Below are 14,778 nucleotides of genomic sequence, written 5' to 3'. Positions count from 1 at the left end.
TTTGCTCCTGTGGTCAGACGAAACTGACGTCAGTTTCTTTACGTTTTTTGTAGTGAGTCACGGCGATGGCCACCATGATCACGCCGCCCACCACGATGTTCATGAAGTAGTTGGAGACGCCAATCAGGTTGAGGCCGTTCTTCAGAATGGCGATAAGGAAGACGCCCATTAGCGTGCCGCTCACCGTGCCTTTGCCGCCCATCAGGCTGGCACCGCCGAGTACGGTGGCCGCCAGCACATCCAGCTCGCCGCCGACCAGCGCATTCGGCACCACTTCACCCATGCGATAGACCTGCACCAGCCCGCCAATCGCCGCCATCGCACCCAGCCAGCCGTAGGCGAACAGATGAATCAGACCCACGCGAATACCGATACGGCGCGCTGATTCGGCATCGCCGCCTACCGCATACAGCTGGCGACCAAGATTGGTTTTGTTCAGCAGCAGCGCGGTCAATCCGGCAATCACCAACATGGTCACCAGCGGCAAGCCAAGCTGGAAGCTGTTGCCTTGCCACGTAAACGGCAGCACGCTGCGCAGGGTGATCCACCAATCCGGCAATGAATAGAGACTTTTGCCGCCGGTCACCCACATCAGCAGACCAAACAGCAGCGACTGCATGCTGATGGTGATGATGATCGACACCACGCGCAGCGTGGTAATCAGCAGGGCGTTAATCACGCCAAACAGCGTGCCGCACACCACTGCCAGCAAGATGCTGAGCACGGCGTTATCAAACTGGAACTGCACAAACAGCGAGGCGATTAGGTATTGCACCACCGACGCCACCGCCGCGAAGGAGATGTCGATGCCACCGGTCACCAGCACCACAAACAGGCCGAGCGCGAAGATGCCGGTGACGGCGTAGCTTTCCGCCAGATCGAGCAGGTTTTGCACCGTCAGGAACTGGTCGCTGGCGGCGGAGAAGAACAGGATAAAAGCCAGCAGTACCCAGGTGAGCCAGCCCTGGCTGGAGTGCGGGCGTAAACAAGAAAAATCAGGCATTAATCACCTCCGCCAGCTGGTGTTGCTCAACGGTATCGGGTTGGTATTCGGCGTGAACGGTGCCATCACGGAAGTGCAGGATGCGGTCGCAGTTGTACCAAACTTCGGGCACTTCATCGGAAATCAGAATGATCGACAGACCCTCCTTCGCCAGCGCATGAATCAGCTGATAGATACTGGCTTTAGCGCCGACATCTACGCCGACCGTCGGCGAATCAAGAATCAAAATACGTGGCTGCGTCAGCACCCACTTCGCCAGCACGATTTTCTGCTGATTACCGCCGGAGAGCGTGGAGATCGCCAGATTGGGATCGGCGACGCGCACGCCGAGCTGCTGAATCCACTGCAGGATCAACTTGTTCTTGCGGTACTCATCAATAATGTGAAAACGGTTCTGCAGCTTGTCGAGGATCGGCAGCACCATGTTGTCGGCCACCGATTGCTGCTGCACCAAACCGAGGGTGAGGCGATCTTCGGAGACATAACCGATCCCGGCTTTAATGGCATCTTCATGGCCACGAAAGCGCACCGGTTTGCTGTCGAGCCAGATCTTGCCGCTGTCCGGTTTGGTCATGCCAAACAGTGACAATGCCAGTTCGGTGCGGCCGGAGCCGAGCAGGCCGCACAGGCCGAGCACTTCGCCCTGATAGAGTTTGAAATTAACGTCGTGATATTGGCCGGCACGCGTCAGTTTCTCGACTTCGAGAATCAAGCGATCGTCATTGCGGGTCGGCGTTTTTAGCTGATAGTCGAGCTTCAGCCCGGTCATCAGTTCGGTGAGATGGTGCGGCGTCATCTCTTTGGCGGGCCAGCAGCCCATTTTGCGCCCATCGCGGATTACCGTAACGCGGTCGGAGATCTCCAGCACTTCATCCAGACGATGGCTGACAAACACCACACAGATGTTTTTGTCTTTCAGGTAACGTACGGTGCGCAGCAGCTGATTCACTTCGGTACGCGTTAATGATGCCGTTGGCTCATCCATAATCACCAGCCGCGCATCGGCGACCAGCGCACGACAAATCGCCACCTGCTGGCGCTGCGCAATCGACAGCGACGACACTTTTTCATCCAGATTGAGTTCGAACTTCAGTTCATCAATGATGCGCTGTGCCGTTGCACGCAGTTTGGCTTGGCGATGCCAGCCGAGCAGGCTATTCAGGTTGTGCTCAAAGGCGATGTTTTCCGCCACGCTGAGATTGGGGAACAGCGACAGATCCTGGTAAATCACCTGGATGCCGAAGTCACGCGCCTGACGGGTGGTCAGACGCGGGAAGCTGGGGCCTTCACCCAGCGTAATACGGCTGCCGCTATCCGGGGCGTGCACCCCGGAAATGACTTTGATTAAGGTGCTTTTGCCACAGCCGTTGGTGCCAGCGAGACAGTGCACTTCGCCAGCCAGTAGGGTCAGCGAGATATCGCTCAGTGCGCGATTGCCACCAAATGTTTTCGACAGGTTGTCGAGCGCAATTAGCGTCTGTGGGATCACCTCATTCATCATTACAGCCCCATTTTCACCAGTTTTGGCAGATTCTCTTTGTCCAGGCTTTCGGTGTTATTGCCGAGGATGGTGTGCGTCGCCTCATCAACCTTCACTTTGCCCAAACCCTCGATGGTCATTCCGTCGGTGATAGCCTCTTTCTTCTGCATCATGTCGGCGATGCGCACAAACACTTCGCCAGCGGTTTGCGGATTCCAGATATAGCCGCCTTTAATGGCACCGCGCTGCACCAGCGATGCGCCCTGGCCCGGGCTGAAGGCGCCAATTACGCAAACCTGGTCAATCTTGTTACGGTTCATTACCGCGCGGCCGGCGCCAATTGGGCCTTGTGAACCGAAGGCCATAATGCCTTTCAGATCCCGGTACTTAGACATCAGTTCGTTGGTGGTGCGAATCGAGTCATCCAGCGATTCGCCCACGCCGAACTTGTCAGTCACCATCTGCATTTTCGGGTAGTGTTCTTTCTGGTAGTTCAGCGCGGCGTCGGTCCACTGCTGATGCAGCGGCACGGTCAGGCTGCCGACGTACATGGCATATTTGCCCTCTTCATGCATGCACTTCGCCAGCGCTTTCATGTGGTTGATGCCGTGCGTTGGCGCATCCACCAGTTCAAAGTCCCAGTTGGCACCTTTCTGATCTGGTGATTCGTGGGTAATGACTTCAATGCCGGCATCACGCGCGCGTTTCAGCACCGGCTCCAGCACTTTCGGGTCATTCGGCACCACGCCAATGATGTCGACTTTCTGCGCAATCAAATCTTCGATAGCACGCACCTGCAAAGCGGGGTCGGCTGCGGTTGGACCCACCATCCACGCGTCAATACCGCGCTTGGCCGCTTCACTCTTGATGCCCGCCTCCATGGCGTTGAACCACGGGATACCGCCAATCTTCACCACGATGCCCATACGTAATTTGTCAGCAGCGTGCGCCCCGGTGGCGGCAAACAGTGCGAGGAGAGAACAGGCGATAAGATGTTTTTTCATAAAGACTCCGATTTAATTTTTTATTAGCTGCATAGAATGGCTGCGCTGGGAGCAATCAATAACATTGACGCCGTTCCACGCTAATTCTTGTTCCAGCTCTTTGTCTTTTAATTGGTCAGTAATGAGAAAGTCCACATCGCGATAGTGGCAAATACGCGCGAATGAGGGCCGCAGGAATTTACTTCCATCCAGCAGCAGGTGTTTTCTTTCTGCTGCTAATAACATTTGCTGTTTTAAATGTGCGTTGTTTTCGTTACCTTCACGTAAATAACCGTCATTGCCTAAACTGCTACAGGAAAAAAAGATCTTATTAATCTGAAATTCCCTGAGCGGTTGCTCGGCGACTACGCCGTGGAAATCTTCATAACGGTCAGAATATTCTCCCCCCAGACAGATGGTGCGGATACTGCCCCGCGCCGCAAGGGTTTGCACAATTCTGATGGAATTGGTTAATACCGTTAATTCAATATCCGGTAGCTGTCGCGCTAAATACCAGCATGTGGTGCTGCTATCGAGTAATATACAATCGCCGGGGCTAATGAAATCGAGTGCGCGTTTGGCAATCGCCATCTTGGCATCAACATGTTCATTTATTCTCTGGCGGAAAGATAATTCAAACTCGTTAACACCACGTGTATTCCCCTGAATGTTGGCAGCCTGTCGTTTTGCTGGTACCGCACCGCCGTGGCTGCGTTGCAGCAGCCCACGTTTCTCCAGCTGAGTTAAATCACGACGAATGGTTTCTTGTGAAACCTGACATAACGTGACTAATTCAGCGACAATGACCCGACCATTTAAATTTAATTCGTCAATAATTCTCTGCTGTCTTTCAATCGGCAACATAACTGCCCTCCGATGATTATAAATTACTGGATTGCGCCGCAGGAAAGTGTGGACTGCACACGAGTCCGTGGAGGTGAAAATGCCTGAGCTGATTAGAGTGATTTGGATCTGTATTTAATGTAAATGAGATGTCTGGTTATCAAAATTAAGTGATATTCATCACAAAAACACCGCTAAAGCGCCGGGAGTAACGCGCTACGCGCGTTGAACGCTGCCAGCATACAATTAAGCCGGCATGACCGGTTATGACCGTTTGTGTGTATTTGACCGTTTTGTGATTGCGCACCAAGAGTGCGACGAATCCGATTGAGCAGTAATCGGTCAAAACGGATGATGAAGGCATTGCGTCATCCAGTACCCGATCGCCACAAGGTGCCTGCTTTTCCAGCAGTTAACCTCACTATTAGGGCCGGCTCACAGTTTAGGCCTGCTGACAGCGTTCCCGTTGCGCTATCATTTTCTTTCCAGGAATTTGGGGACCGATTTTTTTGATGTCGTATTGGATGAAATTACTGCTTTTATTGCCTTTTCTCTTTGTCGCGTGCGTGCAGGCTCAGCCACTGCAAAAGTCATTTTCTGACTGGCAGCTGACCTGCAACAATGCGGCTTTTTGCGTGGCTCGCAGTTTCCCCGGGGATAATGGCCTGGTGATGACTCTCTCACGTCATGCTGGCGTCAACGATCGCCCGCTGCTGCGCATCGATTACGGCAGCGCCTACAGCGGCGATCTGTCGGGCGGTCCGCTGAAAGATAACCTGCTGCTCGATCAGCGCCGGCTGACACCCGATCTCAAACACTGGACGGTGGAACCCCATCATCTTGCAACCAGCAATGCTATCGCCATCGACGAGTTCCTGGCGCAGACGCTGGATGCGCAGAATCTGCAATTAACCTATAAAGCGAGCGCTACCGTTCCCCTCAGCGGGATGAAGGCAGCGCTGTTACTCATGGATGACGTGCAGGGCAGGGTTAACGGTGCCAGTGCCTGGGTGAAACGTGGCGACCGTGTGCAATGGGATGTGCCGCCACAGCCGATGCTGCCGCAGCTCCCTGCACCGTTGCCGTCGCCAGCGCCGTTAACCCAGGAAGAGACCAGCGGATTGATTGATTACGGTACCTGGCGCGTGAATACCGATAACTGCTCGCTCGATCCGCTGCGGCGCGAAGTGAGCGTATCGCCGCTCACCGACAGCAAAGCGCTGCTGCTGGTCAGCTGCGAAACCGGCGCTTACAACGTTATCGATCTGGCATTTGAAGTGACGCGCAGCGCGCCGTATGTATCGCGAGGTTTGAGTTTGACGTTGCCGTTTACCCCGCCTTCCCGTAGCGACACGCAGCTGGAGCTGGTGAATGCGGAATTCGATGCCAGCAATGGATTGCTCTACACCTTCAGTAAAGGACGTGGATTGGGCGATTGCGGCGTGGCGACGCGCTGGCAGTATGACGGCAGTGAGTTTGTGCTGGCAGAATATGCAGAAGAGAAAACCTGCGATGCGTGGCACAGCAGTGAGGATTGGCCTACGTTATGGATCAGCGAACCGCAGAATCCGGTGCAATCGCGTTAACCAGGTGCGCATAAAGGTACAAATCGTGCAGATGGGTAACAGTTTGCTCACTGTAGTTAAAATGTGCTTGCTGTCCCCCATCCCGGCCTTCCCCCATAAATGGGGGAAGGAGACGTTGCCACATGCAGCTCCAAAACTTACATATAGCAGAGTCTTCCTCCCCCATTTATGGGGGAGGACCGAGGTGGGGGGCAGCCAGCACGAACCAAGGCGGGCGACCGCCACTCACCCATTAGCGAATCGCCTGCACCGTCATCGGTGAACCGGACTGATTGCCCACCAGTTCGGTTAGCATGTTGTTTACGCCATCGCTCATCGGGGTGAAACGCGTGAGTGGCGAACGCGTCACCACCACAAATACACCAACGTTGTGCTGTGGCACCATCGCCATATAGGTGATGAAACCGCCGCCGCCGCCGGTTTTCTGAATAATCCCCGGACGACCCTCCTTCGGCCCCATATACACCCAACCCATGCCCAGCGCGTCGGCGCGGCCTGGTACATCCATACCTTCAACTTTCGTTAGTTGGTCGCGACGGTAAATCAGGGTTTGCAGGCGATCGATCTGCGGCGTGCGGTGATTAACCGCCGAATTGAGGAACTGCTGCATCCAGCGCCCCATATCGTCTGGTGTCGAGTAAACGCCACCGCTGCCAATCGCGGCCAGCGTGTTGTTACACGGGCTGGCACCTTTTTCCGCCACCATCAAACGCTGACACTGATCCGGTGACGGCGTGAAAGTGGTGTCTTTCATACCGAGCGGACGCGTCACCAGCTGCTGCAGCAGCGCTGGATAAGGCGTGCCCGCCGCTTTGGCTAAAGCATCGCTCAGCAGATCAAATCCCAGATTAGAATAAGCCGCGCGCGAGCCGGGCGTTGCTTTCAGTTCAGCACCGCTGAGCCACTGCCAGCGATCGGATTTGGTCGGCCAGACAAACACCGGACGGTGCGGTTTGCCGCCAGGCTGCTCGCGCGGCAAGCCGCTGGTGTGGGTTGACAGGTTAATCAGGCGAATCGGTTGGCCGTTATAGCTTGGCACGCGTGCTCCGGGCGGCGCGTATTTGCTTAGCGGATCGTCAAGACGGATTTGACCGCGCTCGGCCATCTTTACCATCACTTCGCTGGTCATTAGCTTGCTTAGCGAGGCGATACGGATCACCGAATCCTGCTGCGGACGCACGTTATTGCCAGGACGCGTATCACCAAAGCTGGCGAAGACACGCTGATTGCCATCAATCGCGACCAGCGCCATGCCGGTTGCGCCGCTGCCATAGAAAATGTGCTCGGCATAGCGATCAACAATCTGCGATGCCAGCAGCGGATCGGGTGACGACTGCGCCATGCTTTTTAATGGAAGCACTGAAACCATTAAGGCCAGTAAAAAAGGAGTACGTTTTTTCAACGGGAAAGCGTCCGCTATGAGAATCGGAGGAAAGCTTATAGTAATCAGTTTGAGCGAGGCGTGAAGGGGGCAGAGCGGATTTTTTTCTGTATCAGGCTGTGATCAAAAAATGGCCCTTACGCCAAAAAGACGCAGGGCCAGATCGATTAGTGCGGCTTGAGTAAGGCTTCAGTGTGGCTAACGATGTTCTCCATGGTGAAACCGAATTCCGGGAACAGTTTGCCGGCCGGTGCTGACTCACCGAAGGTGGTCATGCCGACAATCGCGCCGTCCAGACCGACATACTTGTACCAGTAATCGGCAATGCCGGCTTCCACCGCCACGCGCGCCTTCACGCCGGATGGCAGCACCGATTCGCGATACGCCGCATCCTGCTTATCAAACACGTCGGTGCTCGGCAGTGAAACGACGCGGATGTTGTGGCCGCCCGCGGTCAGTTTCTCCGCCGCGCCAAGCGCGATTTCGATCTCCGAACCGGTGGCGATAATGATTGCGTCCGGCGTGCCTGCGCTGTCTTTCAGCACATAGCCACCGCGTGCGATATTCGCTACCTGCTCCTGGCTGCGTTCCGGCTGCAGCAGGTTCTGACGCGACAGGATCAGCGCGGTTGGGCCATGATGGCGCTCAACGGCGGCTTTCCACGCCACCGCAGTTTCTACCTGGTCACATGGACGCCACAGGCTGAGATTTGGCGTCACGCGCAGGCTGGCGATCTGCTCAACCGGCTGGTGGGTTGGGCCATCTTCGCCAAGGCCGATCGAGTCATGCGTATACACCAATACCTGACGCGCTTTCATCAACGCCGCCATGCGCACCGCATTACGCGCGTACTCAACGAACATCAGGAAGGTGGCGGTGTAAGGCACAAAACCGCCGTGATGGGCGATACCGTTGCCAATCGCCGTCATGCCAAACTCACGCACGCCGTAGTGAATGTAGTTACCCGCGGTATCCTCTTTGATCGATTTCGAGCCCGACCAGATGGTGAGGTTACTTGGCGCCAGATCGGCTGAACCGCCAAGGAATTCCGGCAGCAGTTTACCGAACACTTCCAGCGTGTTTTGTGAGGCTTTGCGGCTGGCGATTTTTTGCGGGTTAGCCTGCAGCTGTTCAACAAACTTCTGCGCTTCGCTCTCCCAGTTCGCCGGCATTTCACCGTTCAGGCGACGCGAGAACTCTTGCGCCAGCTCAGGATGCGCCGATTTATACGCGGCAAATTTCTCATCCCAGGATTTCTCACGCTGCGCACCTGCTTCTTTGGCATCCCATTGCTGGTAAATCTCTTTTGGGATCTCAAACGGCGGATAGTGCCAGCCCAGTTTCTGCCGCGTCAGCGCCACTTCCTCTTCGCCCAGCGCTGCGCCGTGCGACTCCTCTTTACCGGCTTTATTCGGCGAGCCGAAGCCAATGGTGGTGCGGCAAATAATCAGTGACGGCTTATCGGTGACGCTTTGCGCTTCTTTGATGGCGGCGGCGATCGCTGCCGAGTCGTGGCCGTCAATGCCTTCGGCGCTGCCCACAACATGCCAGTTATAGGCTTCGAAGCGTTTATGGGTGTCATCGGTGAACCAGCCTTCGGTTTCACCATCAATTGAGATGCCGTTGTGATCGTAGAAACCAATCAGTTTGCCGAGGCCCAGCGTACCCGCCAGCGAACTCACTTCGTGCGAGATGCCTTCCATCAAACAGCCATCGCCCATAAACACGTAGGTGTGATGGTCAACAATGTCGTGACCGGGACGGTTGAACTGCGCCGCCAGCGTACGTTCGGCAATCGCCAAACCCACCGCATTAGCTAAGCCCTGGCCCAGCGGACCGGTGGTGGTTTCTACGCCCGGCGTATAGCCAATTTCCGGGTGGCCCGGCGTTTTTGAGTGCAGCTGACGGAAGTTCTTCAGCTCTTCCATCGGCAGATCGTAACCGGTGAGATGTAGCAAACTGTAAAGCAGCATCGAACCGTGACCGTTGGAAAGAATAAAGCGGTCACGGTCGGCCCATGCCGGGTTATTCGGGTTGTGTTTCAGCACATCGCGCCATAACACTTCGGCGATATCAGCCATACCCATCGGCATGCCGGGGTGGCCGGAATTTGCTTTTTGTACCGCATCCATGCTGAGTGCACGAATGGCGTTAGCCAACTCTCTGCGTGAAGACATAAGGTTCTCCCTTGTGATTTGGCGATAGCGGACAAGCCGTTGCTCATCCGCCATAAGAGTGATTGCGGGTTACAGACGTGACGAGAGGACGTCTTCCAGCTTCTGCTGGTCGATAGCGAACTGGCGGATGCCGTCTGACAGCTTCTCAACCGCCATCGGATCCTGATTATGTTCCCAGCGGAATTCCGCTTCTGACAGTGAAGCCGGCTGATGGAAGCCTTCAGTTGATGGCTCCAGCTTGCGTTCCAGCGGCGCATCGCTGTTGGCCAGCTCTTCCAGCAGGTTAGGCGAAATGGTCAGGCGGTCGCAGCCGGCCAGCGCCTGAATTTGCTCTACTTTACGGAAGCTGGCACCCATGATGACGGTGCTGTAACGGTGCTTTTTGTAGTAATCGTAGATGCGACGCACAGATTTCACGCCTGGATCTTCGTCGACCACATACGGGTCGATCGGCTTGCGTGAGTTGTACCAGTCATAAATACGGCCAACAAACGGTGAAATCAGGAATACACCGGCTTCGGCACAGGCGCGGGCCTGCGCGAAGGAGAACAGCAGCGTCAGGTTGCACTGAATGCCGTTCTTCTCCAGCTCCTCAGCGGCTTTGATGCCTTCCCAGGTGGAAGCCAGTTTGATCAGAATGCGTGAGCGGTCAATGCCGTACTCTTCGTACAGGCGCACCAGTTTCTCAGCTTTGGTGACACACATGCCACGATCGAAGGAGAGGCGCGCATCCACTTCGGTCGAAACACGGCCCGGTATGCTTTTCAGAATTTCCATACCGAGGTTGATCGCCACTTTGTCGCTGGCGTTGATGATTTGCGTCTCTTTGCTGCCGCCCTGTTTTTTCGCGTAGTCGATGGCGTCATCAATCAGATGTTTGTAACCCTCGAGACCGGCGGCTTTCAGAATCAGTGATGGGTTAGTGGTCGCGTCTTGCGGGTGATAATTACGAATAGATTCAATATCGCCGCTGTCGGCCACCACGGTGGTGTACTGTTTTAGTGCGTCTAGCTGGTTCATCGCTTAACTCCTTGATTAGCAATAATGTGGGCAAAGGTGTTGCACCCATTCCTGTTAAGTCGTGGTCCAACACAGTGCTACAGACGTTGCACGAAGAAAATGCGTTTTCTCTGATTGTGCCGTCGTGGCGCTTAAGAGGTGCGATAGTGAAAGGAGGACGGGCCTTAATCGGTTCAGCTACGCTTTTTGCCATCAATAAGGATAGCAGGCTGTGGCAAAGCCGCAGGCGAAGCGGTAGCAATCCGTGCCTTTAAGACTGCGGGTTCTTTGAGCGCCTTCACCCTTCTTTGTGGCGTAGATTCCTATACTGAACGCTCATTTAGCTGCGCCACAGGATGCCTAATGGACGATCAACTCAAGCAAAGCGCTCTCGATTTTCACCAATTTCCCACCCCCGGAAAAATTCAGGTTTCACCCACCAAGCCGTTAGCTACGCAGCGCGATTTGGCGCTGGCCTATTCGCCCGGCGTGGCCGCGCCTTGTCTGGAAATTGCTGCCGACCCGCTGGCGGCGCGGAAATACACCGCGCGCGGCAATCTGGTGGCGGTGATCACCAACGGCACCGCGGTGCTGGGGCTCGGCAACATTGGTGCACTGGCCAGCAAGCCGGTGATGGAAGGCAAGGGCGTGCTGTTTAAGAAGTTCGCCGGTATTGACGTGTTTGATATCGAAATTGATGAGCACGATCCCGATAAGCTCATTGAGGTGATTGCTGCGCTGGAGCCCACCTTCGGTGGCATTAATCTTGAAGATATTAAGGCACCGGAGTGTTTTTACATTGAACAGCAGCTGCGCCAGCGCATGCAGATTCCGGTGTTTCATGACGATCAGCACGGCACGGCAATCATCTGCACCGCCGCGGTACTCAACGGTTTAACCATCGTCAAAAAAGCCATTAGCGATGTGCGGCTGGTGGTATCGGGCGCGGGCGCCTCGGCCATCGCCTGCCTGAATCTGCTGGTGGCGCTCGGCATGCAGAAGCACAACATTGTGGTATGCGATTCCAAAGGGGTGATCTATCGCGATCGCGAACCGAATATGACACCGACCAAAGCCGAATATGCGGTTGCCGATAGCGGCGCACGCGCGCTGGATGAGGTGATTGGCGGCGCAGATATTTTCCTTGGCTGCTCCGGCCCGAAAGCGCTGACGCCGGAGATGGTGCAGAAGATGGCGCAGGATCCGCTGATTCTGGCGCTGGCCAATCCTGAGCCGGAAATCATGCCGCCGTTGGCGAAGCAGGTGCGGCCCGACGCCATTATCTGCACCGGGCGCTCTGATTTCCCCAATCAGGTGAACAACGTGCTGTGCTTCCCGTTTATCTTCCGTGGCGCGCTAGACGTGGGCGCCACTGCCATTAACGAACAGATGAAGCTGGCGGCGGTGCACGCCATTGCCGCGTTGGCGCAGGCGGAACAGAGCGATGTGGTGGCCTCAGCGTATGACGATCAGGATTTAAGCTTCGGCCCGGAATATCTGATTCCTAAACCCTTTGATCCGCGATTAATTGTGCAGATTGCGCCAGCGGTAGCGAAAGCGGCGATGGAGTCGGGCGTCGCCACGCGGCCCATCAGTGATTTTGATGCCTATCGCGAGCAGCTCACCGAGTTCGTCTACAAAACTAACCTGTTTATGAAGCCGATTTTTTCGCAGGCGCGTAAAGATCCGAAACGCGTGGTGATGGCAGAAGGTGAGGAGGTGCGCGTGCTGCATGCCACCCAGGAGCTGGTGACGCTCGGGCTGGCGAAGCCGATTTTGATTGGTCGTCCCAACGTGATCGCTATGCGCCTGCAAAAGCAGGGATTAAAAATCGAAGCGGGTAAGGATTTTGAGATCGTTAATAACGAATCCGATCCGCGTTTCAAAGCGTACTGGAGCGAGTATTACCAGATCATGAAACGGCGCGGCGTCACGCCGGAAACTGCGCAGCGTGCGGTGATTGGCAATCCGACGCTGATTGGCGCGATCATGGTGCATCGCGGAGAAGCGGATGCGCTGATCTGCGGCACCATTGGCGATTATCAGGAACATTATGACGTGGTGGAGAAAGTGTTTGGCCTGCGCGATGACGTGAAAGTGGCGGGCGCGATGAATGCGCTGTTACTGCCGAGCGGCAATACCTTTATCGCTGATACGTACGTCAATGAAGACCCCAGCGCGGAGCAATTGGCGGATATTACGCTGCTGGCGGCGGAAACCGTGCGCCGCTTTGGTATTGAGCCGCGCGTGGCGCTGCTGTCTCACTCCAGCTTTGGTACCTCAAACGCGCCGGGCGCGCGTAAGATGCGCGAAGTGCTGGCGCTGATCCAGCAACGTGCGCCGAATTTAGAGATTGATGGTGAGATGCACGGCGATGCTGCGCTGGTGGAGACTATTCGCCGCGAGCTGATGCCTGATAGCCCGCTGAAAGGCACGGCTAATTTGCTGATCATGCCAAACGTGGAGGCGGCGCGCATCAGCTATAACCTGCTGCGCGTCTCCTGTTCCGAAGGCGTAACAGTGGGGCCGGTGTTAATGGGCATTAGCAAGCCGGTACATGTGTTGACGCGCATCGCCTCGGTGCGGCGCATTGTGAATATGGTGGCGTTAGCGGTAGTGGAGGCGCAGACCGAGCCGTTATAAAACCAGGTCGCCATGAATGGCATAATGCCGATTAGTAAAGCACTGAGCGACTTTCGTTCGCCATCGGCTGTGGCAGTTTCAGCTATGTCGTGCGGCGACCGAGCAGAGGGCGTCTGGCTGAACTGAACCCCAAAACCTGGACACCTTTTACTGGTTTTCTTTCATTGCCCGGTATTCTGCCGGGCTCATTCCCATCCTAAGATTAATGCGTTCACAGTTGTAATACCGGATATACCTGTCTATATCCCGCTTCAGTGCATTAACAGACTCATACTTTTTACGATGATACATTTCCACTTTAAGGTGGCTGAAGAAGTTTTCCATCACTGCATTATCCAGACAGTTGCCTTTGCGAGACATGCTCTGCAATACCTGACCTTCTGCCAGCATGGAACGCCACATCGGCGTTCGATACTGCCAACCCTGGTCGCTGTGCAGCATTATCCCCTCTTTCTGGAGGCCTGTTTTCAACGCTTTCTCCAGCATTTTACACGTCAGACTAAGGGCTGGCCTTGTCGACATTTCCCAGGCCACTATTTCCCTGTTGAACAGATCCTGAACGACCGAAAGATACAGCGTTTCCCCTCCAGCCCTGAACTCAGTGACATCAGTACACCATTTCATACCACTTCTTTCTGCCTCAAAGTGGCGGGAAAGCAGATTGGCTGAAGATTTGTTGCCATCATTCATCCACGAGCGGTATTTTCTGCGGCGAATCTGGCATGTCAGCCCATGTTGCTTCATGAGTTTTCGTACCGTTTTGTGATTCAGCGTGAAGCCTTCTCGTCTGAGCATTATCGTCATACGCCGATAGCCGTAACGGGCGGAATGCTTTCTGTGAAGTGCAGTCATCACCGGTATGACAGCGGCATACCGGTCGGTTTCAGTAGCGTCTTTTGAGACATGGTAGTAGTACGAGCTGCGGGGCAGACCGATAGCCCGTAGCAGGCTGGCAAGCCTATGTTCAGGCAGTAATGAGCACACTATTTTTGTTTTTTCTGCTGAGCCCCGAGCGCCTTTTCTTCTCTCAGGGCTTTCAACTTTTTTAGAACAGCGTTCTCTGCCCGCAGGTACTCAAGCTCTTTGAGCAGCTCTTTGTGCGTCATTTCGGTAAGGGGTTTGTCGTCAGGAGCACTCTTTTTCATCATGGCAGGGCCGGTTCTGGATGGAGTAAGTGCCACACTGCCTCCCGCCCGGTATTTACGCAACCAGTTCTGGATCACTGTCTCATTAGGAATACCAAAGTGTGCTGCAGCATCCGCGCTGCTGCATCGATTATCAAGAACATAACGAACAACGCTTAACCTGAATTCAGGAGGATAAATACGCGGACGCCGGGGGACCAGTCCTTCCTCTCCCTGATGCTTGAGAGCACGTACCCAGCGTCTTAGCGGTGTTTGCCCAACATTGAACTGAAGCGCTGTTTCGGCAAGAGTGGATTTACCGGACAGATACTCTGTGACGGCTGCAAGCCTGACAGAAAAAGGATGCTTCATTTTTAAATCTCCGGATTCTGGATAATAAGTCCAGGATCCGGGGTTCAGTTCATGGCCACGCCCTCTGCACTCCGGGCCCTGCGCCAGCCCATCCCGCCGCTTCGCGGTGCCTTCGCTCCCTCGCGATTCCTGACGGACCGGCGGCGATTCGCTCCTGCTCAGCGCCGCCTCTCGCCGCATCCCTGCG

General features: G+C 55.2%; 10 protein-coding genes. 2 read left to right on the top strand and 8 right to left on the bottom strand.

Annotated elements, in window-relative coordinates; genetic code table 11:
* Nucleotides 1-13: 13 nt before the first annotated feature.
* From WH298_RS03865 to WH298_RS03850, 4 genes are read right to left on the bottom strand one after another with little or no spacing between them, the layout of a single operon-like run.
* Nucleotides 14-1,003, bottom strand: a complete 990-nt coding sequence (locus WH298_RS03865; RefSeq protein ID WP_180822261.1) for an ABC transporter permease — start codon at nucleotides 1,001-1,003, stop codon at nucleotides 14-16.
* Nucleotides 996-2,501, bottom strand: a complete 1,506-nt coding sequence (locus tag WH298_RS03860) for a sugar ABC transporter ATP-binding protein (RefSeq protein WP_180823685.1) — start codon at nucleotides 2,499-2,501, stop codon at nucleotides 996-998. The genes WH298_RS03865 and WH298_RS03860 overlap by 8 nt, the downstream gene beginning before the upstream one ends.
* Before the next feature lie 2 nt (nucleotides 2,502-2,503).
* Nucleotides 2,504-3,487: a substrate-binding domain-containing protein gene (locus WH298_RS03855; protein ID WP_180822260.1), complete on the bottom strand. Its 984-nt coding sequence runs from the start codon at nucleotides 3,485-3,487 to the stop codon at nucleotides 2,504-2,506.
* A 12-nt stretch (nucleotides 3,488-3,499) separates the two neighbouring features.
* Nucleotides 3,500-4,330: a DeoR/GlpR family DNA-binding transcription regulator gene (locus WH298_RS03850; RefSeq protein ID WP_007890868.1), complete on the bottom strand. Its 831-nt coding sequence runs from the start codon at nucleotides 4,328-4,330 to the stop codon at nucleotides 3,500-3,502.
* 491 nt (nucleotides 4,331-4,821) lie between these two features.
* On the opposite strand from WH298_RS03850, the gene WH298_RS03845 reads away from it, so the two are divergent.
* On the top strand, nucleotides 4,822-5,895 hold the full coding sequence (locus WH298_RS03845; RefSeq protein ID WP_049852951.1) for a DUF1176 domain-containing protein: 1,074 nt from the start codon (nucleotides 4,822-4,824) through the stop codon (nucleotides 5,893-5,895).
* Nucleotides 5,896-6,127: 232 nt separating this feature from the next.
* On the opposite strand, the gene ampH is transcribed toward WH298_RS03845, so the two are convergent.
* The 3 genes from ampH to tal form a co-directional block, all read right to left on the bottom strand.
* Nucleotides 6,128-7,297: a D-alanyl-D-alanine-carboxypeptidase/endopeptidase AmpH gene (ampH, locus tag WH298_RS03840; protein ID WP_007890873.1), complete on the bottom strand. Its 1,170-nt coding sequence runs from the start codon at nucleotides 7,295-7,297 to the stop codon at nucleotides 6,128-6,130.
* A 146-nt stretch (nucleotides 7,298-7,443) separates the two neighbouring features.
* Entirely contained in the window at nucleotides 7,444-9,453 is a 2,010-nt protein-coding gene (gene tkt, locus WH298_RS03835; protein ID WP_180822259.1) for a transketolase, read from the bottom strand.
* Between the two features lie 69 nt (nucleotides 9,454-9,522).
* Nucleotides 9,523-10,473 (bottom strand): transaldolase, encoded by a 951-nt coding sequence (tal, locus tag WH298_RS03830; protein WP_007890880.1) that lies wholly within the window; start codon nucleotides 10,471-10,473, stop codon nucleotides 9,523-9,525.
* A 342-nt stretch (nucleotides 10,474-10,815) separates the two neighbouring features.
* Here tal and maeB point away from each other — a divergent pair, with 342 nt between their 5' ends.
* Nucleotides 10,816-13,095, top strand: coding sequence for an NADP-dependent oxaloacetate-decarboxylating malate dehydrogenase (gene maeB, locus WH298_RS03825; protein ID WP_049852950.1), 2,280 nt, complete (start codon nucleotides 10,816-10,818; stop codon nucleotides 13,093-13,095).
* Between the two features lie 147 nt (nucleotides 13,096-13,242).
* Here the strand turns inward: maeB and WH298_RS03820 are convergent.
* Nucleotides 13,243-14,591, bottom strand: a protein-coding gene (locus WH298_RS03820; RefSeq protein ID WP_180822258.1) for an IS3 family transposase whose coding sequence is annotated in 2 segments (ribosomal slippage) — nucleotides 13,243-14,135 and nucleotides 14,135-14,591 — 1,350 coding nt in all. Because the reading frame shifts where the segments join, the coding sequence is not laid out codon by codon here.
* Nucleotides 14,592-14,778 lie beyond the last annotated feature (187 nt).

The sequence above is a fragment of the Pantoea nemavictus genome, from assembly GCF_037479095.1.
Lineage (GTDB): Bacteria > Pseudomonadota > Gammaproteobacteria > Enterobacterales > Enterobacteriaceae > Pantoea > Pantoea nemavictus.
The sequence above is the reverse complement of the archived record's forward strand: the minus strand, read 5'-3'. Positions and strand labels throughout refer to the sequence as shown.

What these genes read in the sequence shown, in the direction of transcription:
- WH298_RS03865 (WP_180822261.1), bottom strand. Translation starts at nt 1,003, where the DNA reads ATGCCTGATTTTTCTTGTTTACGCCCGCACTCCAGCCAGGGCTGGCTC.
- WH298_RS03860 (WP_180823685.1), bottom strand. Translation starts at nt 2,501, where the DNA reads ATGAATGAGGTGATCCCACAGACGCTAATTGCGCTCGACAACCTGTCG.
- WH298_RS03855 (WP_180822260.1), bottom strand. Translation starts at nt 3,487, where the DNA reads ATGAAAAAACATCTTATCGCCTGTTCTCTCCTCGCACTGTTTGCCGCC.
- WH298_RS03850 (WP_007890868.1), bottom strand. Translation starts at nt 4,330, where the DNA reads ATGTTGCCGATTGAAAGACAGCAGAGAATTATTGACGAATTAAATTTA.
- WH298_RS03845 (WP_049852951.1), top strand. Translation starts at nt 4,822, where the DNA reads ATGTCGTATTGGATGAAATTACTGCTTTTATTGCCTTTTCTCTTTGTC.
- tkt (WP_180822259.1), bottom strand. Translation starts at nt 9,453, where the DNA reads ATGTCTTCACGCAGAGAGTTGGCTAACGCCATTCGTGCACTCAGCATG.
- tal (WP_007890880.1), bottom strand. Translation starts at nt 10,473, where the DNA reads ATGAACCAGCTAGACGCACTAAAACAGTACACCACCGTGGTGGCCGAC.
- maeB (WP_049852950.1), top strand. Translation starts at nt 10,816, where the DNA reads ATGGACGATCAACTCAAGCAAAGCGCTCTCGATTTTCACCAATTTCCC.